Source organism: Dysgonomonas sp. (genome assembly GCF_035323175.1).
GTDB lineage: Bacteria > Bacteroidota > Bacteroidia > Bacteroidales > Dysgonomonadaceae > Dysgonomonas.
Window position 1 is genome coordinate 285,055 of the sequence record NZ_DAOKYH010000003.1, and the last position, 23,712, is coordinate 308,766.

General features: G+C 37.2%; 15 protein-coding genes. 1 reads left to right on the forward strand and 14 read right to left on the reverse strand.

What is annotated here, in order from left to right; translation table 11 throughout:
- Positions 1 to 165 precede the first annotated feature (165 nt).
- The 14 genes from PKC55_RS06740 to PKC55_RS06805 all read right to left on the reverse strand — a co-directional run bounded on the left by PKC55_RS06740 (position 166) and on the right by PKC55_RS06805 (position 22,006).
- On the reverse strand, positions 166 to 1,575 hold the full coding sequence (locus PKC55_RS06740) for a DUF5009 domain-containing protein (protein ID WP_291124260.1): 1,410 nt from the start codon (positions 1,573 to 1,575) through the stop codon (positions 166 to 168).
- A 9-nt stretch (positions 1,576 to 1,584) separates the two neighbouring features.
- The gene (locus PKC55_RS06745) at positions 1,585 to 2,922 is read right to left on the reverse strand and encodes an alpha amylase family protein (protein ID WP_291124258.1); all 1,338 of its coding nucleotides are present in this window, start codon (positions 2,920 to 2,922) and stop codon (positions 1,585 to 1,587) included.
- A gap of 6 nt (positions 2,923 to 2,928) precedes the next feature.
- Entirely contained in the window at positions 2,929 to 4,347 is a 1,419-nt protein-coding gene (locus tag PKC55_RS06750) for a sialate O-acetylesterase (RefSeq protein ID WP_291124256.1), read from the reverse strand.
- A 13-nt stretch (positions 4,348 to 4,360) separates the two neighbouring features.
- Positions 4,361 to 6,679: a beta-N-acetylhexosaminidase gene (locus tag PKC55_RS06755; RefSeq protein ID WP_291124254.1), complete on the reverse strand. Its 2,319-nt coding sequence runs from the start codon at positions 6,677 to 6,679 to the stop codon at positions 4,361 to 4,363.
- A gap of 18 nt (positions 6,680 to 6,697) precedes the next feature.
- Entirely contained in the window at positions 6,698 to 7,636 is a 939-nt protein-coding gene (locus tag PKC55_RS06760; RefSeq protein WP_291124253.1) for a ligand-binding sensor domain-containing protein, read from the reverse strand.
- Positions 7,633 to 8,709 carry a DUF4434 domain-containing protein gene (locus tag PKC55_RS06765; protein WP_291124252.1) on the reverse strand — a complete coding sequence of 359 codons (1,077 nt, stop codon included), beginning with the start codon at positions 8,707 to 8,709 and terminating at the stop codon, positions 7,633 to 7,635. Before PKC55_RS06765 ends, PKC55_RS06760 begins: the two co-directional genes overlap by 4 nt.
- A 6-nt stretch (positions 8,710 to 8,715) precedes the next feature.
- On the reverse strand, positions 8,716 to 10,155 hold the full coding sequence (locus tag PKC55_RS06770; protein WP_283686588.1) for a calcineurin-like phosphoesterase C-terminal domain-containing protein: 1,440 nt from the start codon (positions 10,153 to 10,155) through the stop codon (positions 8,716 to 8,718).
- A complete protein-coding gene (locus PKC55_RS06775; protein ID WP_291124249.1) occupies positions 10,152 to 11,543 on the reverse strand; it encodes an alpha amylase family protein in 1,392 nt (463 codons plus the stop codon). The genes PKC55_RS06770 and PKC55_RS06775 overlap by 4 nt, the downstream gene beginning before the upstream one ends.
- A 62-nt stretch (positions 11,544 to 11,605) precedes the next feature.
- The gene (locus PKC55_RS06780; RefSeq protein ID WP_291124247.1) at positions 11,606 to 13,309 is read right to left on the reverse strand and encodes a DUF5018 family protein; all 1,704 of its coding nucleotides are present in this window, start codon (positions 13,307 to 13,309) and stop codon (positions 11,606 to 11,608) included.
- 25 nt (positions 13,310 to 13,334) lie between these two features.
- Positions 13,335 to 14,999 carry a RagB/SusD family nutrient uptake outer membrane protein gene (locus PKC55_RS06785; protein WP_283686585.1) on the reverse strand — a complete coding sequence of 555 codons (1,665 nt, stop codon included), beginning with the start codon at positions 14,997 to 14,999 and terminating at the stop codon, positions 13,335 to 13,337.
- Positions 15,000 to 15,019: 20 nt separating this feature from the next.
- Positions 15,020 to 18,202: a SusC/RagA family TonB-linked outer membrane protein gene (locus PKC55_RS06790; protein WP_283686584.1), complete on the reverse strand. Its 3,183-nt coding sequence runs from the start codon at positions 18,200 to 18,202 to the stop codon at positions 15,020 to 15,022.
- Between the two features lie 66 nt (positions 18,203 to 18,268).
- On the reverse strand, positions 18,269 to 19,483 hold the full coding sequence (locus PKC55_RS06795) for a n-acyl-d-glucosamine 2-epimerase (RefSeq protein ID WP_291124244.1): 1,215 nt from the start codon (positions 19,481 to 19,483) through the stop codon (positions 18,269 to 18,271).
- Between the two features lie 14 nt (positions 19,484 to 19,497).
- Positions 19,498 to 20,904, reverse strand: a complete 1,407-nt coding sequence (locus PKC55_RS06800; RefSeq protein WP_291124242.1) for a sugar porter family MFS transporter — start codon at positions 20,902 to 20,904, stop codon at positions 19,498 to 19,500.
- A 16-nt stretch (positions 20,905 to 20,920) separates the two neighbouring features.
- Positions 20,921 to 22,006 carry a DUF4434 domain-containing protein gene (locus PKC55_RS06805; RefSeq protein ID WP_283686581.1) on the reverse strand — a complete coding sequence of 362 codons (1,086 nt, stop codon included), beginning with the start codon at positions 22,004 to 22,006 and terminating at the stop codon, positions 20,921 to 20,923.
- 337 nt (positions 22,007 to 22,343) lie between these two features.
- Between PKC55_RS06805 and PKC55_RS06810 the strand changes: the two genes are divergently transcribed.
- The gene (locus PKC55_RS06810) at positions 22,344 to 23,546 is read left to right on the forward strand and encodes an ROK family transcriptional regulator (protein WP_283686580.1); all 1,203 of its coding nucleotides are present in this window, start codon (positions 22,344 to 22,346) and stop codon (positions 23,544 to 23,546) included.
- Positions 23,547 to 23,712 lie beyond the last annotated feature (166 nt).

Below are 23,712 nucleotides of genomic sequence, written 5' to 3' on the forward strand. Positions count from 1 at the left end.
ATGTTATTTCCGTTAGATTTTTTATTGGGCTTAAGGAATCTGGATTTTCCTTTATTCTAAATATATGACGAATATACAAAGAAACATTGGTATTGTAAAAAATAAAGGATCTCATTGGCTTATGAGATCCTTTATATAAAGTTTAGATAATCAAAAGAAATTCAATCATGTTCTCCAAAACCATTTGATACGAGTAAAGAACATTGTTATAAACATAGCAATAGATGTAAGTATAACCCCTTGCAAAAAACCAAGCCAAGGGCTAGTTGAAAATACAGAAAATAAAGGCATTATACCTAACAAGTTTAACACAGGACCTGTAAATAGACCTGTAGCCACATAGGCTATCATCGGATTTTGTCCTATCATTACCAAGAATGACGTACTACGATAGCATTTATAATAATCACAGATAATGCTAAAGATCATCAATGCCATAAAAGCCAACCCACTACTTACAAAATAGTAGCTGAATGTAGTTGGATCCTTCTTTATCCCTCCTTCGTATGCTTCAAAGAATAATCCCAGTATTATCATAAAGCCTCCCGCTATAAAAAGATTCTTCCATAAACGAATGAATCCAGAATCTTTTTTTCTAAGAACGAAATACCCGGCAAACAGTAACAAGCTGTTAATAACAATATTCATTGCTAACCAACGGTTATACAAACAGCACAGGTTTACCAGAATATGAGCGAGTCCAATAACCAATAATAAATAGGATGTAGCTTTGTCTTTTATGCAATTAACGTTTCCATCCTGTTTTCTCGTTTGTATATTCTCAAGCAGATATTCTCCGGCTATGCTCCCCGGAATAATGATAAATAGATATTTTAGATATTCAAACTTAAAAAGCCAAGCAGCCGGCGTGAAAGTCCAAATAGCATGATTTATACTACCTTCCACCCCGGAACCAAGCTGTATTGCCATAATGAAGAACAAAACTGCTATTCGTACAGTCTTATTATACATCGTGAAAACATATATCAAAGTCCCAAACCCAGCCATATGTGCCATGATAAGGATTATGATATCAGCAAAGTGAGGATCAAATACCCTATCCCCTGCATAATGAACTGTATACATCAATACAAAGGCAATAACAAATGCTACAATTTTTACAGTCGAGTGAGCCCATTTGGGCATCTGGATAGGGATTCGCATAAACATAGGAAAAAGTAATGCAAAAGCAAGCAATGCTAGCCCCCATGCTCGGGAATCCTGAGGACTACTTAAAGCCCACGGACTAAGATGGTAAATAAAAATAGCGAAAAATGCTAACTGGAAATATCGTTTAAAACCTTCGAGTATAGCTTTCTTTTTTGTTTCTCCTTTCTCTATTTTTCTCTTTATGGAGAAGGGAAAAGCAGCTCCCATAGCAAACAAAAAAAACGGAAAAACTAAATCAACCCAAGTTAACCCCGGTTCTGTAGGATTAAAAGCATGATCCGGAGGTGGTGTCTGAGCATGGTACATCCACCCGGGTAAAATATGAAAACTAATAGTAGCAGAGAGCACCATAGTAAGTATAGCATACCCTCGTAATGCATCCAAAGCAAAGGATCTATTATTCATATACGTATATTACTTAATCATGTTCCCGTTTCTCATCCCTTCTTCCACTTCTTTCCACATATTTTTTTGAATAATATGAACGATATCAAAAATCATCACTCCATCCGATTCTTTCAAGTTCATTTCTATAGAGCGAGCAAGTCCGGCAGGATTACTATAAAATTGATCTGCTAAGATTCCTCCACTAAATTTATTTTTACCCAAGATCACACGTAAGTTTCGGTTCGATCCTTCTACACAGTACCATTCACCACTATGTACACGACTATCTGTCTCATTTTTGATCTGAGGGTTATTTGCTTTTATTTCGTCAATAGTAATGCTCGTATAATAATTCCCTGTAGTGTATAAATCAAGTAACTCTGCGTAGCCATAATTCTTATACTCAGGCGTAGCCCAATCATAATCGGCAGAAGGGTCATAGGTATTGCTTGCAAAATTAACACCAACTTCATAATATGACGGATACCATGCTCCGGTATATGTTCCGAACGAAACATTCTTATTTGCCAGCTTCACCTCTTCTCTAGCCAACTTCATGAAATCATAGATATTCTTTGTTCTCCACTCGATCCATTTTTTAAAATGCTTGCCATCGATACGGTTATACTCGCCGTTTGAACCTTTTGCCCATTCAAAGATATCCTGAGGAAACCTAACTACTTTTTCTCCTATATATTTTTCAAACTCTTCTTTTGATGCTTGAGAGAAATCAGCATTGATCCCATCGTAGCGCACACGATCGAGAATAAGGCCATCAATTGTAGGATACATTGTCACTACCTCTTTAAGAACATCAAGGATATGGCGCTGAAATTCTTTATTTATAGGGTTTACCATAGCTGCATATTTGTCCTTCCCTTTATCTTGAGTTATAGATATTATTCCTTGGGTAGGAGTATAAACAGTAGATGCCCATTCAGGATGCCCATCATACACCTGTCCGCGAGAAACATAATTATTCCCAGCCGAAAAAACATTCAACGAAGCATGCACCTCCAACCCTAGCGAATGCGCCTTTTCTATAAAATATTTTAGAAAATCAAAATCAGCACTTTTCACACCATTCCATTCTTTCATTTTAGGTGCTATTTTACTATCGTAAAGTACATCTCCTGATATGGGACGAATATCAACCACAGCGTGTGTAAAACCTAGATCTTTAATCTTTTTCAGATAGAAATTTATAGAGTCTTTATTATTAAGTCGTGGTAAATTAGCTGTACCATCAAACCACATCAAAGCTTGTTTCTTCTGCGGTTTGGTTTGTTTTTCTTCTTTTTTGATATTACATGAAATCGTAGCGAATCCTGTAATTAAAAGCAGTATTAAATATAATTTTCTCATAATATATTACTTGTTGATTAATATTCTGAATGGAGCAGCAGGTAATCCTGCATTATTTTTTAAGGTTCCAAGTTTATAATTTCGGAAACAATAGCGAACCTCAACAGGATTCTGTACTCTATCGCTCCAAACTTTAACCATATTTGTTGCAGGTATAATCTCAGCACATGCTTCAATAAAATGACCATCCGTTCCAGCAAGTTCAAATCCTACAATATTTTCCTGTTCAGGATTAAGTCCGTCATCCCCAAAGTCGAAAGTAAGTTTAATGGAAGAACCTTCCTTTTCATAACTTTTATATATAGGGCCACTGTATGTAAATCCTTGTTTATTATACGTTTTTGCCAAAGCCCAGTAAGCTAAACGCTCTCCCACTTCTATCTTATATGGCGGATGGATAAATTTGTCTGCGCCCAAATCGGCTGTAATCACCATACCTGTATTCGGGATTTGGCTCAGCAACTCGAGTTGTGCTTGGCGAAAGATAGCCCAATCCAGTTCATCCTTATTCGCCGACTGCCATGGTGCAATCTGAACATAATAAACAGGTAAGTCTTTATTATTGAAAAATCTCCTCCACTGGCTTACAAAGGCAGGGAATAGCCTCTTATAGAGCTCAGGGGCGTTACTGTTCGCCTCCCCTTGATACCAAAGGATTCCTTTAACAGCCAATCCACTGAAAGGATGAACCATTGCATTAAAAAGTAAAGTAGGAGTGCCATTCGGATAACCGAAATCGTTTTCCTTCAGAACCGAAAGATCAACTCCCTCAATATGTGACAGAGTCTCTCCATCAATCCACGATTCAATTTTAGATGCGCTCCACGAGCAGTTTATCAATCCTACAGGTACATTTAGCTCTTCTTCTATTTTATTTCCAAAAAAATATGCAGCTGCGCTAAAGTTGCCCACATTCTGAGAGGAATGCAACATCCATTCTCCTCCTACATCATCCTTTAGCTCCTTACTCCATTCATTCTTTACGGAGAACAGTCTCATCTGACGAGACTCTTTTGCCTTTACGATATAAGGATGAGATCCAAAAACAGGCTGTCCCTTATATCCCTTTACGGGCATTTCCATATTGGACTGCCCTGAACAAAACCATAATTCACCTATTAGAATATCATTTATTACATAAGGCTCTCCATCTGAGAAAGTCATAGAATAAGGGCCTCCGGCCACAGGTGTAACAACCGTAAAACTGAATAATCCCTGAGAGTCACTTCTTGTTATATATTTCTTTCGATTCCAAGAAGTGACGAGCGTTATCTGTTTGTTCGATTCACTCTTGCCATGTATTACATTCTCTGTCTGCTGTTGTAATACCATGTGATCACCATAATACGAAGGCAACCAAACCTTTGATTGTACAGTTTGAAGTATACATACAAGGCAAGCTATTTGTATATAAATTTTACGCATGATTTCTGTATTCTTATTCAACAATGATTTCGTCGACAAAAAGGGCTGACATTTCTCCCGAATTTGGTTCTGTATTCGGAATTATTCCATACATAGCAATCTCCAATTTTATCTTTTTTACTTTTTTAGGTGTAAATGAAACAATCGCCTTTCCTTTTGCAGCTGCCATTTGTTGATGCCAAACAGCTCCTACAGGGAAGAATGTAGTCCCATCTTCAGACACTAAAAAGTTTATTGATTTTGGAGAGTAAACCAATACATTATTTTGATTAGCTGAACTAAATGTAATTTTACTTATCGATGTCAGTTTTTCAAATTCAATAGTGATACTACCATCAGTTCCTGCATAGCTAAACCAATCGGGTCGACTTACAGGTCGTCCACCCATAGTGCAGTCGGTGAGATTCCCTGATCCGTTTTGTTCAAACCTTACTCCATCTGTATTTTCAAATACCACCTTTTGCCCACCAGCTTTATTTGCAATAAAGCTACGTTCGTATGGCATATACATAACCTTATTATTTTTTACCGAAATGGCTTTTACCACCATCTCTTTTTCTCCTACCGGGATAGGCTCCCTATAAATAGGGCTACTAAGTGTTGGGTCTGAACCATCAGTTGTATAATGAATGGATGTTTCAGGAGCAATGGTTGATAGTTTTAGTTTCAATCCACCGTCATTAATTGCAGTTCCCACAACACTATAAAATGCTCTGGAGTAGTTTATGCCCATTATATCGTAACGCTTCATAAGCTTAGGGAGGCGTATTGCAAAAGAATCAAAATCTTTATTTTTTTCCGAAGTCCATCCTACCTCTGCCAATGCAGCCACTCGAGGGAAAACCATCATTTCTCGATGTTGAGCATCAGGCATATACTCAGTCCATGTGTTTGCCTGAACACCGAGTATGTGTTTTAGATCTTTCGTATCAAGTTCTTTTACATATGGATTGAATGCGTATACTCGTTCGATAGGTAAATAACCTCCTATAGCCAACGGCTCTGTGTGTAGCGAGGACTGATAGAAATCAAAATACATTGCTTCGGACGGAGTCATTATGACATCGTGCCCCTGCTTTGCAGCGGATATACCTCCTGCAATGCCTCTCCACGACATAACTGTAGCATCAGGAGCAATCCCTCCCTCGAGTATTTCATCCCAACCGATAATACGCTTTCCTAATTTGTGAACTACTTTTTCCATTCTTTTCACAAAGTAAGATTGCAACTGGTGCTCATCTTTCAAGCCTTCATCTTTCATCCGTTGCTGACATGCGTGACATCTTTTCCAACGAACTTTAGGGCACTCGTCGCCACCTATATGTATGTAAGGTGATGGAAATAGTGCTGCAACTTCAGTCAGTACGTCTTCGAGGAAAGAAAAAGTCTCATCTTTAGTACAGAATACATCATTGAATACTCCCCATCTACCTTCAACGTCGAAAGGTCCTCCTGAACATGAAAGCTCGGGATAAGAAGCAACAGCTGCGGTAGCATGACCGGGCATTTCTATTTCGGGGATAATGGTTACAAAGCGCTTTCTGGCATAGTCGACCACGTCTTTTATTTCCTCCTGCGTATAGAAACCTCCCGTACGAGTATTATCCCACACTCGTGGACAATCGTTATTATGCCCTTGTAATGTGCGATTACGATAAGCTCCTACAGTGGTCAGTTTAGGATATTTTTTAATCTCGATACGCCATGCCTGATCGTCGGTCAGATGCCAATGAAACGTATTTAATTTAAGCATTGCTATCTGGTCTATATATTTTTTCACTTCCTCCACAGATACAAAATGACGACATACATCCATATGCAATCCACGATAAACGAATGTAGGAGCATCATCAATCACACAACATGGTATATTCCACTTTGTGCTAGTTGACAGTGTTGTCTGCTCAAACTCCGTAGGAAGAAGCTGTCTGATAGATTGCAAAGCATAAAACAGCCCTATGGGAGTTTTAGCTTCAATTTCAATTTTGGATCGTGATACTAATAACTTATAGGCCTCATCCTTTTCCAAATTAGTATTTAGTTTACATATAATTATATTCTTTCCCGAATTTGTATTCGCTTTTGGAAGGTCAAATCCTGTCGATCGCTTCAGATGCTCACGAAACAGATAAAAAGCCTCTTCGAAGGAACTATCCATCGTATTTTGAAAATATAACTGAGTCTTGTCATTCAGAGTGAAGCTCCCTTTTTGAGGTACTAATTCAGCGGGAACCGGAATAATAGGATATTCATTACTCTGAGTTCGAACGATTACAGAAAAAAGAGAAAAAAAGGAAAATAAAAGAATAGTTTTTATTGTAATAAAATTCATTATCATTTAGTTATTTAATCAAAGAGAAAAAGATTTCAAATCTAATATCGCAAGCCCCAATTGTGTCCCTACATATAGTTTATCTGCATGTACTCCAATTGTCTGAATACGATTGTCTATCAAATTACTATTTTGAGTGGTAAATGAACGGAAACAATTTCCTTTAATAGCGGTAATACCTTTATTAGTACCAACCCATAGAATACCCTTCGAGTCAACAGCCAATGATAATATTGTGTTAGATAGAAGGGGAGAATTATCAGTGCCATATATCTTCCATTTACCATTATTATAGTTTGCCAACCCACAGGCTGTAGCGATCCAAATACTTTTATCGGTATCTGTAGCCAATGCATATATATCATTTGAAGGCAATGCACTGTTGCTGATATTATAAAGAGTCTCCTTATTTTTATCAAATAAAGAAACGCCTTGCAATGAGCCAATCCAGATTCTACTTTGTTTATCTTCAGCAAAGCATGTTATGGTATTATCTCCTATTGTCGTATTATGAGTTGTGTAGTTTTTGTATGCACTGCCATCTAGCAATACTAACCCTTTATTCCATGTACCAATCCATACTCGACCTTTGCTGTCAACGAAAATACTGTTTGCGGACATAGATATAGAAGCTTCATCGTTTTTTACCCAATCGTTGTTCTCCGGTGAAGACTGATAAACTCCACCACCCCAAACTCCTGCAAACTTAGTTCCGTCACGATCTACAAGTAAAGATTCTACATACACACCTTCAGGCGACTGTAAAGAGAATGAATCTGATTCTTGTTTGTAAACTCCGTAAGAAGTACCTAACCAAAGATTACCCACCCGATCGAAACAAATAGCCCTGATATCATTCTTAGACGAACTGCCTTTCTCTACTTGCTCTATCGTCCACTGCGCATGACTACATACACAAATCGAAATAAAGCATATATATGTAAATATTCTTTTCATACCAGTCCTCTCTGCTTGTTAAACCATCGCATATAATCCACGTAAAGCTTTTCAGCTCTTTTATGTCCGGCTCCGGCTATAGAATCCGGCTTACTCATGAGCCCAACATACTGATAGATTAATATATTTTCCACAAATGGTGAAATATCTTCCAACTGTGTTATAACACGATCGAATGAAGACGAAATAAGGGCACTATCATAAACATCTTTTTCGAATTCAAAGACTTCCAAATCGGCCCATAAACGTGAGCGTCCGGCTTTATTATGCATATAATAGAGTTCTTCAAAGTATTTTCCTGCTGTTCCCGCTTTTGTCTTTTTTACTCCTACCTCATCCTGATAGGCTATAATATCTACATCGAGTCTCTCGAGTTGTCTTACATATAAGTCATTATACCTGATAGATTTTGTTCCATACGGAGCTATCAATGTTCGGGCTTGAGGTGTCAGACGATGTGCTATTTCAGAACAACGATTCACATAGTTTACCGTAGTTTCGTCTATCGTATTAAAGATTCCTGTTTCATTCGGATAATACCATCCATAAAAACTTTTGTGATGAGAATATTTAGCAGCTATTTCCTCCATTCCTTTTTCCCTCAGGACAGCTATTTCTTTATTGGTCATCATATTGTTGACATCTCTAAAGTCTGACCAATAATCGTTGCTTATAAAGAATTTAAGGCCATATTCATCTGCGGCAGACAAAACAGCTTCGAGCGGATCAGCCGAAGTATAATCATATTGTGGTTGCAGTTTAGACGGATAAAATGTTTTTCCATTATCAGCCACCGACATCAGCACCATATATTGCATACCTGTTTCGCTGATATCCCTGACCAATGCTTTCCATTGCTCGTCTGTAAATTTGGCCAAGGTATTATTCCAATAAATACCTTCAGAGTCGAGATGGTGCTTAAACTCGAACCATGATCCCATTATTGGTTTTATATTGACATTACGCCCATATATTGAAGGCTGAGAGTTGTTTCTTTGTGCGAATACAGAATTATTCATAGCAAACAAAGCTGCACCTATACTCCCTAGCTTTACAAATCTACGCCTATCCATTTCACATTATTTTATTACATCTGTATATACTTGCCCGAAACGGTCTGTAACACGTACTTCTATTTTTGCTTTCGGGTTTTGAGGTTTAGCCCTAAACATATGCTCATTCTTGATTGGTAAAATCCAGTCATAAACAACTTTTTTCTTATCTGCACATAGAATTTCTGCATCAGGATCAAAGCCTGTATACTTCTGCAAACTACCCATCACTTTTCCATTCTCAAGCCATTCCACCTTCCATGTAGGATCATAATTCCAAACATTTACTATTATATCAAAAGGATATTCGGCGGAGGTTCCTACAGGATACCCTCTGAACTGATATTCTTTTTTATACCCTGAGCCTTTATAATACCACTTCACATCGTTGCCATCTACTTCATAAACAGCATATCCTTGAGGGGTACCATCAAGGCATATTTCGCCTCGCCACCATGTACCGCAAATTGCAGCTGTATTATGTTCTATAAGATTTGGGGAATGCTCTATATTCAGATTATAGTGCATATGACCTGATATTATATGAGCCTGATACGGTTTCATCATTTCAGATAAAGCCCCGAAATTAATGGTCTGATCAGCAATAAGATCATAATTATACTGAAATTGTGTTTGCTTATCCTTCAAGCGTCCCGGAATATGCATTATAAGAAAGACCAATGAACCTTTAGGTACATTCGCCAGATCTTGCTCAAGCCATGTAAAAGTTTTTTCATCGATATATCCCATATAAAAGTAATCACGCCCTATATAGAAGTTATTATTCACTATTATATAATGAGCGTTCCCTTTATTGAAAGAATAATGTGTAGGTCCGAAATAGTTGCTAAATGTATGATCTGACGTTTCGTGGCTACGTCCGTAATAATCCATATCATGATTGCCTATAGCTCTGAAAACAGGATATCCAATTTCTTTTATTGTATTAATATACTCCGGAAAAAGAAAAGGGGAGTCACCCACTATATCACCGCAATCGACGCCAAAAGTATCATGGCTGCTATAGTCGCGCATCAATTGTTTACAATCGTTTACAATACTCTTATACTTTTCTAAATCAGACAAAGCTGTTACTTGCACATCGGCATGAACAAAGAATGTATGCCGACTATCTTCTTTTGGATTTTTGATCAATTCAAAATTATAAACATCTTGATCCTGCTCTATTTTTTTATAAAATAAAGGAATAGTTCCCTTCTCAATATCTGTAACATATCCTGCAGGAATAGAAATGTAAACAAAACCATCTTTATTTACACTCTGGAAAGAGTATTCGCCACGTTCATTGGTATTTATACATATTGAGCCATCAGTAACAATTACATTAGCAAGCCCTTTTCCCTTGCAAGATACTTTTCCATGCAACAAACGACATTGAGCCTGTACTGTGCCTACACACAGTACCAAGCCCAATATCATTATGTATCTGTTGATGTATCGTATCATTTCTTCGAATTCTCCAAGCTAGCAAGATATAAGTCGATACCGGCTTTTACATCCGACCAGTAATTATACTTTTTCATGTGTATAATATCAAATAAGAAATATCCATTGCCATTGTTTATAGAAGCACCCACTGTTTGTTTCACTGCAGCTTTCACATCCGTACCGGCAGGTACAGTCCAGTTACCGACATCAGGACCTCCGGCATACTTCACATCACCCATTAACTTTTCACCAGCCAGTTTGCAGAAACCTTCGATCGTCCATTCAGTACTTCCGGTAATCTTATCTGCACTAGCGTATGCTCCAAGTAATAAGAAGTCAAGATGATCTGCATAACCATATTCCATATATTTGGCTGTAGCCCATTTAGGATAATAAGCTGAGGTATTATATTTAGGACTAGCCCAGTTTACCCCTACTCCGTAATAATTTGAATACCACGCCCCAACATACACTCCAAACTGAATATTATTATTTACGCCTTTAACTTTTTGACGAGCCTTTACTATAAAATCATGAATAACTTTTACCCTGAATTCGAGCCATCTTTTAAAATATGGAGGTAAGGCAGATGGCAATGCATTATATTCCGACATATCGGGCTCCATTACATCCGCCGGAAAGTTTGTAACTTTTTCACCAATATATTCTTCAAATTTTTTATGGGTATACTCCGAGAAATCACTTGTCATTCCATCGAAACGGCAACGATCTAGAAAAATACCATCTACATCATATTTGGCAAGGTCTCCAAGAATAGACAAAATATATTCCTGCACATCTTCATTTACAGGATTCAAAAACTTAGTAGAGTATTTATCTTCTGAAACATCCATAACATTTTTCACCCCTGAACCTATGTTAACAGTTGTAGCCCAATCTCTTTTTGTCTCATCTCTAAACAATAAACCTTGTTCTCCCAATCCATATAGATAGCTATTACCTGCAACAAAAGTATTGATAGCAGCATGAACTTTCAGCCCCAGCTTGTGACCTGTGTCTATAAAAGCTTGCAGATAGTCCCATGTTGCAGTTCTTTCATAAAAAGCATAGCCACCACTTTCGGGCCAATAGTCGAGCTTCTTTACCTCTTGCACTGCAGAACTTTTAAATAAGACATCACCCATTGTAGGTCTGACATCAACTACAATATCTGTAAATCCTGTATTCTTAGCCAGAGTCAGGTCGCGTTCTATATTTTCTTTACTATTTGCATAGTCTGAAAAATTTGCAGCAGCATCGATCCAAATATAGCGAGGCTTAGCATCTCCGTCTGTTTCTCCTCCACCCCAATCCCAATCGGGGATTTTAGGATCATCATTGCTACATGAAACGAATACAGTAAGAGAAAAAATAAACCAGAAAAAATAAAAATATACTTTTTTCATATTCTTTTTATAAATACCGATACTCCAACTTAAATTAGAGTATCGGTGATAAATATTCAATATCAATTTTGATCTATACAATTGAAACTAGTAGCACCCAGCATTTTGGTGTTGTTATCCCAATAGTACAAGTGCATATAAAAGCCATTTGTAGAAGGAACCAGAATTACATCACCATTAGCCGAAATACCATCTGATCCAGAATTGGAATCTAAACTTTTCTTGTAAACCAATGCCGGTGAATTGGTCACATCGCCGGTAAGTATGCTAAGACTAGTGACATCATACAAATAAACAGCGGCATTCATACCCCATTGAGGGAAGTGAGACATTAGTCCCATAGTCAGATAGCGAGCATTATTAAATACCCTAACATCTAAACGGTTGAGATTATATCCCCAGCTAGAACCATCGCCATAAACTATTTTAGAACTTCCTGCATTAGTGCTACCATCAACGTGATAAAGAGTGTTTGCACTATAGTAAGACAAGAAATATCCGTCTGATTTAGTGGTCGAAAGAGGAACTACACGCGTGTTGCTGGTTCCTCCACCCCATCCTCCAACATTAGAGAATGTTATAGTTTGAGGAGCACCTATTACTCCGCCCGCAATATCCCAACGAACAACCTGACTAGATGAGGACACTCCACTTACTCCATCGCATGTGGCAAGTACGACTGCATTCCCGTCTATATTTCCTCTGACTACAACTCTCGATATAGGCAACCCTGATGTATTAGTCCATGAAAGGAATAGTGTAGGGGTTGCTGTTACTGAGTTTGTACGGTATATATTCAAAGCTTGTCCTGCTGCTGCTTCGTTTACAATTAGCAGGTTATTATTATCATCATTAGTAACACACCCTGTAGCTTTTGCCGATCCCATATTTATTTTACCAAGCAATACACCTGTCATTCTATTCAGATAAACCGGAGCCGTACCATCTCCTGCAGAAACTATTAGGTGATTTTTGATAGCTGCAAGAGTTGTATTGCCGGATCCCCATGTTAAGCCAACAGATACAGGATTTATTGCCCAAAGATCTGTTTGACTACCTTCTACAAATCCATAACTAATCTTATCCGGTACTTCCTTCTTCACTGTATAGGTTTTCTTAGTTACCCCATCGTGAGCAGTAACCGTAAATTCTTTAGCAGAATTGAAATCGAAGGTCTTGCCTTCTATAGAAGGACTAAATGTGGCATGTGGTGATACACTCATATCTACAGTCACGTTTGACAAATCGTCCGGAGATATCAATGTAATAACTCCTGTCTCATTATTTATAGAGCCTGTTACTTCTATATCGTTTGCTACATCAGATACTGCAAAATAAGTGATTTCACATTTTCTGAGTTTATATATAGATCCTTTAATATTTATTTGACGCTTACTTCCGTCGGGATAAGTCAATGTATAATAATTATCCTTCGTTAGGTCTACAATCCCTAGACCAGGAGAGAGAGTACAATTATTTCCTAATTCGGCACGTAGCCTCATGCGGGTAATGTCTGTTAATTCATCTGTATTTTCGGGATAATACCAAGGCACTTCTATCACATATTCCGAAACTGAAGGGTCTGTGATATTTAAGGTAAAAGTACCTGCATTGTCATTTCCTTCCATGTATTTACCTTCGGTGAAGGTTGCATTTAGACTTGTCAAAGCATTACGTTCTACAGTAGGTGTCAGTGTATCCGGATCTTGACAGCCAGCAAAGTATAGCGATAATAATGCTATAAATATATATAGATATACTCTCATAATCTGTGTTTTTTTAGTTATTAGGTTATTTCCATTCAGCATATTGTTCTACCTCCGAGTTTGAGTTCAGTTCGTCTACAGGTAAAGGTATTTGATACATTTTCTGAGGGAAGTGACGATCCTGCAAATCGCAATCAACATACGTATACACAAAAGTACCTGCATCATCTTTCTCTATTTTCAGTCCATGAACTCGCGTTCCTGTAAATGCAGTATGAGCCAACTTCCAACGTTTCATATCCCAGTAATATTGACCTTCATAAGCAAGCTCTACTTTTCTTTCCTGACGGATAGCATCAAACAATGAACTACCGGCCTTATCTGAGTATGGCAATCCAACGCGAGTACGTATACGACGTACCGCATTATTAGCCTCAGCTGTTTTGTTGAGATTATAAGAAGCTTCTGCATAATTAAGGATAACCTCGGCGTAACGAATAGCCACCCATGGAAGAGTAGATTGAGATTGTTCCGAGAAATCGTGTGTCTCATCAACCAGTTTTCTCAAATAATATCCGGTTGTTGTACGTCCCGCTGGAACAGCATCAACCTTCCATGCAGCCCATCCATCTTTTCCCCCTACATAAGGCTCTATTTTTCTGCCTTTCCACGAAGCGCCATTGTATAATACAGTTGCTTGAAATCGAGGTTCAAGATCAGCATAAGGCGGTGTTTGATCCGTTCCTGATGTAGTATGCCAAGCAGACCAATCCGGGAATCCTCCTGTTGCCAATTCAAATGATTCTACCATTTCCTGCGTAGGCGTTCCCATACCTCCGGATACGCTATTGTTTTCGTCTCCACCGGGAGCAAAATAATTATCAAAAGAATGTGATACGCCATTTTTGTCATAAGCATATACCAAAAGAGTTTCTTTTCCATTCAGGGCTTTTTCGTGATCGAAAGCATCAGCAAAATCATCAACTAGTCCATAAATATTTTGTTTTTCTAGAGCTTCATAAGCCTCCACAACAACATCCCACCTTTTAGCATATAACATCGATCTTGAAAGAAGCCCATAAGCAGCACCACTTGTTAACCGTGTATTATTAGATGTGTTTTTATTTGCTAACGGTAGATTCGCAGCTGCAAATCGAAGATCAGCTTCCACCATATCCCACCCTTCGCTCTCAGGGCTTAACGGTTTATCTTTCTTTATCTGAGTCAAATCTTCATTATACAGGATAACTTGTTTGTAGCGCTTTAACAAGTCTGTATACAACCATGCACGGAAAAATCTGATTTCTCCCTCCAACCTCTTAAACTCGCTATCTTCAATACCTGTACCCCATTTTCTCAAATCGGATAGCCCTTGATTGACAATACGTACATATTCATACATCTTGCCCCAATTTCCCAGATAAGCCGAAACGTAAGTTGGAGTCAATACTGTCCCTCCATAAGCCAATTCGTTTGGTACATACATGTGAGCATTGTATGTCATTGCTCCATATTTCAACATATCGGTAAATCCTTCTGTAATACCGGCAGTAGATTGTCCGGAGTCAAAGTTGCTCAGATAACTTATGTAATTATAGTAATTATTTATCGCCATTTCTGCATTTGGTACGCTACTCCATATCGTTTTATCCGAAACCGAATCGGTAGGAGTCATATCCAAATAATCGTCACACGCACAGAATGTCAATATTCCGCAAAAGAGTGCAATTTTTAATATTTTTGATTTCATAATTCTGGTATTTAAGGTATTTAAAACGAAACAGTAATCCCACCCATAAAGGTTTTCTGTTGTGGGTAATAACCATTATTAACTCCTGGAGATTCCGGATCTATTCCTTTTGGCAGCCCGCTGAGAGTAAATATATTTGAGCCTTCGGCAAATATACGAACCTTACTTAACCCTGCTTTCTTTACTATTTTATTAGGAATAGTATAGCCAAGCTGAGCCGATTTTAGACGGATATATTTTCCATCACGAAGCCAGAATGTAGAAGCTAATCCATTATCACCGCCATGTCCCGGAGAACCTAATGTAAGTCGAGGGAATGTTCCATTCGGATTATCAATATTATAAGCATTCTCGACAAGGTATAAAGGAGAGTTTGAACCTTCCTTAAATGTTTGAGTCCATATTGTATTATCGTCGTAACCATTATAGTATGTACCTGTCATTGAAACATCAAACATCGCCCCTCCTGTAAATTGAGCATTGAAATCGAATCCATTCCAGTCTCCACCTATGTTAACACCAAAGGTTAGTTCAGGGCGATTGGTACGACCAATAAATCCGCGATCCTGACTATCAATTTTACCATCACCATTCAAATCTTTATATTTGATATCACCTACATTCGGACGTGAGCTATACCAAGCAGAGTTGTCTATCTCTTCTTCTGAGCGATACAAACCTTCTGCGACCCATCCTGAAATAGATCCGTATTTACGTCCTGTAAGCTTTTGATGTTCGGGAGAATTTGCTTGCTCTGCTACCCGCAACCATCTACTTCTTGCAAAAGTAACATTAGGGGATATTCTGTAGCTAAACTTCTTATCGGCAAGGGTTATCGAATTTTGATGATACAACAAGATCTCAAAACCTTTGGTATCCATTTTGTTATAATTGGCATATGTCTGATAATATCCACCCATAGACGGGGAATAATTACCACCCATATATGTTAAGATATCGTAATTATATTTATAAAACAGATCAAATTCAACTCCGAATTTTCCTCCCCACATAGAAAGGTCAAACCCTGTATTATATGATAATGTTTTTTCCCATGTTAAATCAGGATTAGCTATTACACCCGGTTCTACAATATTATTTAGACTACCATTGAGTAACACCCCTGTGTTAGTCAAATTATAGAGATTTAAAAAAGCATATTCATTAATTGTAGCAGAACCTAATAACCCAACAGATGCACGAATCTTAAGATCATCGATGAAAGAAAAATCTTTCATAAAATCTTCTTGTGATATTCTCCATGCAACTGACCCCGAAGGGAAAAGTCCCCAACGTTTACCACTACCTGCAAATAAATATGAACCATCATACCGTCCTGTAACTTCAGCTAAATATTTGCTGGCATAATCATATCTTGCACGGAAAACATAACCTACATTTCGCGATGCAGAGCTCTTTCCTCTAGATGGAGAATCCTGTGTGCTACCAAAATTTATCTCTGGAAGTTCTGCGATAGACAACCCTTTTACATAAGCTGAAAAAGAGTTTGATTTATAGTCTCTCATTTCTCCCAAAGCCATCAAATCCACATTATGTTTTCCAAAAGAGTTTACATAATATATACCGGCTTGTCCTACCATGGTTTCGTATGTCGTTTGTCCTTCACCCAAACTTATCGTTGTATTAGATCTAGGATCTATTGTTTTGGCATATCCAAGTTTGCTATTAGAATCCGGTAAACTAATTGCTGATAAATAGTATGGTGTGTTCAAATTCTTATTGTGAGATGTTCCATAGTCATAAGCTCCTGTAGCTTTCACACTAAGACCTTTTATCGACGGAATTTTATATTCCAAGATGATATTTGTCTGTAAATCTGTAGATCTTGTCTTTTTAAAACCTGATTCATAGATTGCCGATAGCGGGCTATGTGGCAATCCTGTATTACGCAACGGAGTAGCTGTGTACAAACCATCGTATGTTATGGGTAAATAAGGATGCATTGCTATTGTTTGCCGTGCTATAGACAACCATCCTTTTTCTCCTGCCCAAGGATCATTGTCGCCACCTCCTGCTGAGAATCCCGGAGTTTGTCTTCTGCCTATATTGCCTGCAAGTCCGATAGATATAGAGAAATTATTAGAAACTTGAGCATCAATCTTTGTTCGTAGATTATATCTGCGATATTTAAAATTATCAATATTCCCTTTTTGACCCAAATAGCCAAAAGAGGTATAATATTTTGCATTTTCAGAACCTCCCTGTAATGTAACATTATGATTTTGGTTCGTTCCTGTACCAAATACCTCGTTTATATAATCTACATTATCCCATCCGTCTGTCGGATCGCCATTGGTCATAGCCGCAATATCCGCATTTGTAAAAATAGGAACATATTGTTTTCTATCTGTAATAGCTCCACTTGCCAATTTGTCCATTAAGTCCGCCATATTGTAATAATGAGCAAACTGAGGTCCATTCATAAACTTAGGGAAGTTTGCATTCAAAGAAGCTCCGACAGACCCGGTATAAGTAACTTCAGGCTTACCTTGCCTACCTCCTTTAGTAGATATAATAACAACCCCTCCTGCAGCATCGAGTCCATATACAGCAGCGGCTGCTCCATCCTTCAATACAGATACCGATTCTATATCATTCGGATTTATATCATTTATAGATCGAGGCATTCCATCTACAATATATACTACTCCATATTTTGACCCGCGTACTCTCAGTACAGCTTGGTCTAGTCCCGGCTCTCCTGTTTCTTGAACAGAAGATATTCCTGGCAAACGTCCACCTAGCAAGCTGGAAACATTTGTAGCGGGAGCTTTTATCAAATCATCTCCCTTTAGCGCCGAAACAGCACTAGTCATGCTCGATTTCTTTTGTATTCCGTAGCCTACAACAATAACTTCGTCTATCAGCTGAGAATCTTCCTCCAAAACGACATCTATTATCGACCTGTTATTTATCTTTTCTATATGTTGTTTAAAACCTATATATGAAAATTCAAGAGCTCCCTCTCCATTAGGTACCGTAATCGTGTACTTCCCATCAAGATCTGTAATTACTGTCGTTTTTGTTCCTCCAAGTTTAATACTTGCTCCCACCAAAGGTTCTTTGTTGGAATCAAATACCGTACCTGTCACCGTTTTTTGTGCTTGCAAACTTAGAAACAAGCATGATAGCAGAATTGAGAATAATACTCTCATCTTACATGTCTGAATACGTTTTTTCATTATGCATTTTTTAAGATAAGTTAACAATCATGTTTTCAAATTAATTAGTTTATATTAATTACTCTTTTAGCGTAAGACTTCACTTTTGCAACTAGAGCTCTCTGCTTGAGAGTTCTGATTTATTCCTTCAAGTGTTTTCCAACATTGGTACAAACCGCGAGGTACATGAAAGCATCCTTTCCATTTTCCGCCCTTTAGCGTAAGAGAAACTTCACCCCTGCGATTGAGATAACCAAACCATTCGGGATGTTCTTCATCTTTGAAATTAGCCCATGTATAATTATGTACCTTTTCAAACCACTCCAGACACTCTTTCGAGCCTGTTAGTTTATATCCTTTTAGCAAAGAAATCAGGGTTTCCAAATGTACCCACCACAATTTTTGATCCCATTCTAATTGTTGAGGAGGATACCCAAGCCTATCTACATAATAGAAAACTCCACCATATTTCTTGTCCCATCCATACTCTAACATTGTAAGGGTAGTCTTAACAGCCTTATCTATCAGCTGTTTATTATTCAATCTTACACCCAGATCCATTATAAACCACATAGCTTCTATTGCATGCCCTGGATTTACCAATCGTCCATCGAAAGTGTCGGACAGTTTTCCATCGAGTGTTACATTCTCAATTATGATACCGCCAAGCTCGGGCCGTAAGAAGACATCCATCACCTCATGAATACATGTATCTATCATGTCATTCAATGTTTCGGGTGGAAGAAGATGTTCTATTTCTAAAGCCAGATTACACAAGATCATCGGCAATGCAAAATTTTTCAGATTCCGTGTTCCCGGATAAGCTTTATTCCATTTTCCCTTCGGATTGTCCGATTTAGAAAGAATTATATCAAATGTCTTACTTGCTATTTGAGCATACTCTTCATTTCCTGTTGCTTTATAAAGCTGTCCGAAAGCCATGGTAGCAAACGTGTACGAAAAAATATTATATGGCTCTACCAAAGGTTCTCCTTGTCTGTTCAGTGAGAAATACCAATTATAATTGCCATCATGTCCATATTTTTTCAAGAACTCTCCTCCTTGTACTGCACAGTCAAGCCACTCTTGTTTCTTCTCTACTTTATTGTAAAGCATTGAGAACATCCACACTTCTCTGCCTTGCAACCATATGAATTTGTCAGTATCGAATATACTACCATCTCTTTCAAGACAAGTGAAGTAACCCCCATACTCTTTATCTATTGAATGTTCGATCCAAAAGGGTAAAACATTATCTAGCAATTCCATTTTGTATTGCTTCTCCAGTTCTAATAAGTTCATTGTATTATTGTATATTATGGTTGTTTTTTCCAGTACTTTTCTATTTCCTCAAGCGACTTTCCTGTAGTTTCAGGTACAAGTTTCCAAATAATATACATATAAGGAATACACATGACAGCAAAAAGGATAAAAGTTCCGGCTGAGGTAAGATTTTTTAATAACCAAGGTGTTAATTGCCCGATCAGATACGTTCCGAACCATAAAGAAAATCCGGCAATAGACATTGCAAGTCCACGCACTTTTATAGGATACATTTCTGATAATAAGACCCATATGACAGCACTAATAGATATAGCGCAAAAGAAAACATAAGCAAGAAAACAGATCAGTAAGAATACGCTAGGTATACCTAGTTCCGTGCCTTTCGTAAAATATCCCGCAATAAGAAGAAGCGATATAATCATACCCGAAACTCCGAAGTAAACGAGTTTCTTTCGCCCAACTTTGTCTATTATAAAAACTGCTAGAATAGTAGTCAATACATTTACTAACCCTACAATTACCTGATAAAAGAGTGAATCATCACCAGACAGACCACTACTCTCGAATATCGAAGGCCCATAATACAAAACAGCATTAACTCCCATAAACTGACCAAGTATAGCTATCGCTGCACCTATCAATACAGCCTTCGTTATTCCCGGCTTTAGTAAATCGCGCCAATTAGCTTTATTTTCATTTCCTAATACACTTTTAGTCTCATTCAATTCATATTTGGCCATCTGATCAGATCCGTATATATTCTTCAATATTGCAAAAGACTTCTCTTCTCTTTTTTTCAAAATCAACCATCTTGGACTTTCGGGTATAAAGAAAATAATAACAAAAAACAACATGGATGGTATAGCCGCCATACCTAACATACTACGCCAAACCTGCTCGTGAAAAATGAGAGATAACCAAGGAGAATTAAGATCTTCTGCTCCTGTCTTAGAATAACTCAACAAAGCAAAATTAACGAGGTATGCACCTAAAAAACCAACTGTAACAGCCAATTGATAAAGAGACACCATACGTCCCCTATATTGGGCAACAGATATTTCAGATATATACAAAGGCGAAACAATAGATACAATACCTATTCCCACCCCACCTATCATACGAGCATACACCAAATGATCGAAATCAGAAGCTATGGCACACCAGACAGATGATACTGCAAATAATATTGCTGAAACAAGTAGAGTTCTTTTACGTCCAAACGTATCGCTAATTACTCCACCCATGGCTACTCCCGCAATAGATCCTATCAATGCACACCCCACATACCATCCTTGCATTATCTCATCTAATGAGAATTGTTTTGATATCTGGCTTATTGTTCCTGATATTACTGCTGCATCATATCCAAAAAGAAAACCACCTAAAGCCGCAGCAAGAGACAGAAAACTTACATATTTAAGATTTGCTTTCGAATTCATACTTTATATTCGGGGGTTATTTTATTTCAAAATATTCTTTATATCTGTCATATAGATGTCCGGCTTGCAAATATGCAGATTGAGGGCTCATAAAGTGAGAGAACTCAAAAGTAATAGCCTTATCATAACCTGCACGACGAGCTGCTTCGAGCTTCATCCGCAATTTGTCAAATTTTATAGGCAAAAATTTTATAGGCATATCACGATCAAAAGTTTCAGCATTAGTCCAACACTTTAAGCCATACTTGTCTGCCATTTTTTTATTTACCTCAAAGAAGGCATCTAACTCATCGTAATCAATATGTCCATCCTGAAAAGCACAGGCATCCACAACACCTTTTATGCCATCGAAGATTTCACTCCATTCACGTTCGTGCTCCTGTACAGAAACTGAATCATTCTTAGACAATGTTCCCGATGCTGCCATTACAGCCTTTTTCCCATCAATCCATGGAGAAATAAAGGTAGGTAGACCTCCCGAAACATCTTTACACTGTTTGCCCATCGTATGAAAAGCATCTATCGCTCCTTTAGTCTTGCGGCTTATCTCGCCACTAACATACCAGCCTCCAAAACTCTTATACTTTTGTCCATATTTTTCCCATACTTCATCTATAACAAATCTATTATGATCGATCTCGGCACGTAAATCACCCGTATCCCAGTATTCTCCCGAATCGTATAGTCCAAAATAAAATTTCATATTATATTTGTCAGCAAGACGTAGATACATATCCAACAAATCGACAGAAGGCATGTAACATCCTTTTCGCAAAAGATATTGGGAAGGATATGTAATAAATTTCCTGTAACCGGAACGTATCATAATAACAGTATCGATACCAATACTTTTCATATATTGAAAATCTTTATCCCACTCTTTCTCACCCCAATTTTGATGAGGTATATCATGTGAGATCTCGTCTAAAAAGGTACCGGATATATGTAATCCTTGATTTTTAGGTACAATCAATCCTGATTCAGACAAAGAAGATTCTCTGACCGTCGTATTACCGTAACTGTTTATTGCAGGTACTACACTAGCAGCAATTCCAGCCAAAGCAGCATTCCTTAAAAATTCTCTACGACTTTTGTTTTTCATTGGAATATTTTGTGTTTTCTTAATACTAAAAAAATTTAACGAGAATGGTTTATTTAGAGTGTCCTGAGGACTTATTCGCTACAAATATATAAACTATTTTCAATAATAAGACTTATTTAATTATATTTTTTAGTTAATATTGAATATATAATCTATTTTTTAAATATATCAACATCAGAAACACATAATAATATACGTGTAAATCAAATAAGACCCATTAAATAAAATATTTTAAAATAAAGCTATTATTTATTTTAATTATTAAACAATAAAAAGAATAATAGGTAAGATTTTATTATCTTTGTAAATAAGCATCTCTCTTTAATCATAAATTAAAATGGATACTAAATTGCTTCAAGAAATAGAGAAGGGTACAAAATCTGCCCTAATAAAAAAAAATATTATTAATTACTATATACAATCTGGAAGTTCTACGATTACAGAGCTTTCAAAAGTATTGGATTTAAGCATTCCTACTGTTACCAAACTAATAGCAGAAATGTGTGATGACGGTTACATTGAAGATAAAGGAAAATTAGAAACTAGTGGGGGACGTCACCCTAGCCTTTATGGATTAAATCCCGAATCAGGATTTTTTATTGGCGTAGATATTAAACATTTTAGAGTACATATCGGTATTATGAACTTCAAAGGAGATTTAATAGACGAAGAACTGATCCCTTACTCAATAGAAAACAGCCCTGAAAGCCTTGATCATCTATGCAAGATAATATTATCTTTTATCCATAAACAAGATATAAAGCAAGATAAAATATTAAATATTAATATTAATATTTCTGGGCGTGTAAATCCTGAATCAGGATACAGCTATAGCATTTTTTATTTTGAAGAGAGGCCTTTATCCGAAATTATAAGCTCTAAAATAGGTTACAGAGTTACGATTGATAATGACACTCGTTCTATGACTTATGGAGAATACTTAGCCGGATGTGTGAATAATGAAAAAAATATCATATTTGTAAATGTTAGCTGGGGTTTAGCTATAGGTATTATCATTGACGGTAAGATTTATAGCGGTAAATCTGGATTTTCGGGAGAATTTGGCCACATACAAGCTTTCGACAATGAGATCCTTTGCCATTGTGGAAAAAAAGGGTGCCTTGAAACAGAAGCTTCCGGAGCTGCCATATATAGACATCTAAAACAAGCTATTAAGGACGGTGCTTCATCTATACTGTCAAAAAAAATTCTTGAAGGAAAACATATTACTCTACAAGATATTATAGAAGCTACAAACAAAGAAGATATTCTTTGCATCGAATTAGTTGAAAGAACCGGACTTGAATTAGGAAAACATATCGCCGGATTAATTAATATATTCAATCCTGAGATGGTTATAATAGGGGGAACCGTATCTCTAACTGGTGACTACATTATGCAGCCAATAAAAACAGCTATTCGAAAATATTCATTAAATTTAGTAAACAAAGATTCTAAAATAGTATTATCTAATTTACGAGATCGAGGAGGAATGATAGGAGCATGCCTGCTTGCAAGAACACGTTTGTTTGAAATATAAGAACTTAATTATTTACTTGAGAATACAAAACAAAAAAGGAGAGCTATGATAGGCTCTCCTTTTCTTATGCTGTCTGATATGTATTTGTATCTTTCTATTATCCTTTGTGTACTTGGATTGTATAAATAGCAAAAGTCCGCATACAATTAGATGTATACGGACTTTG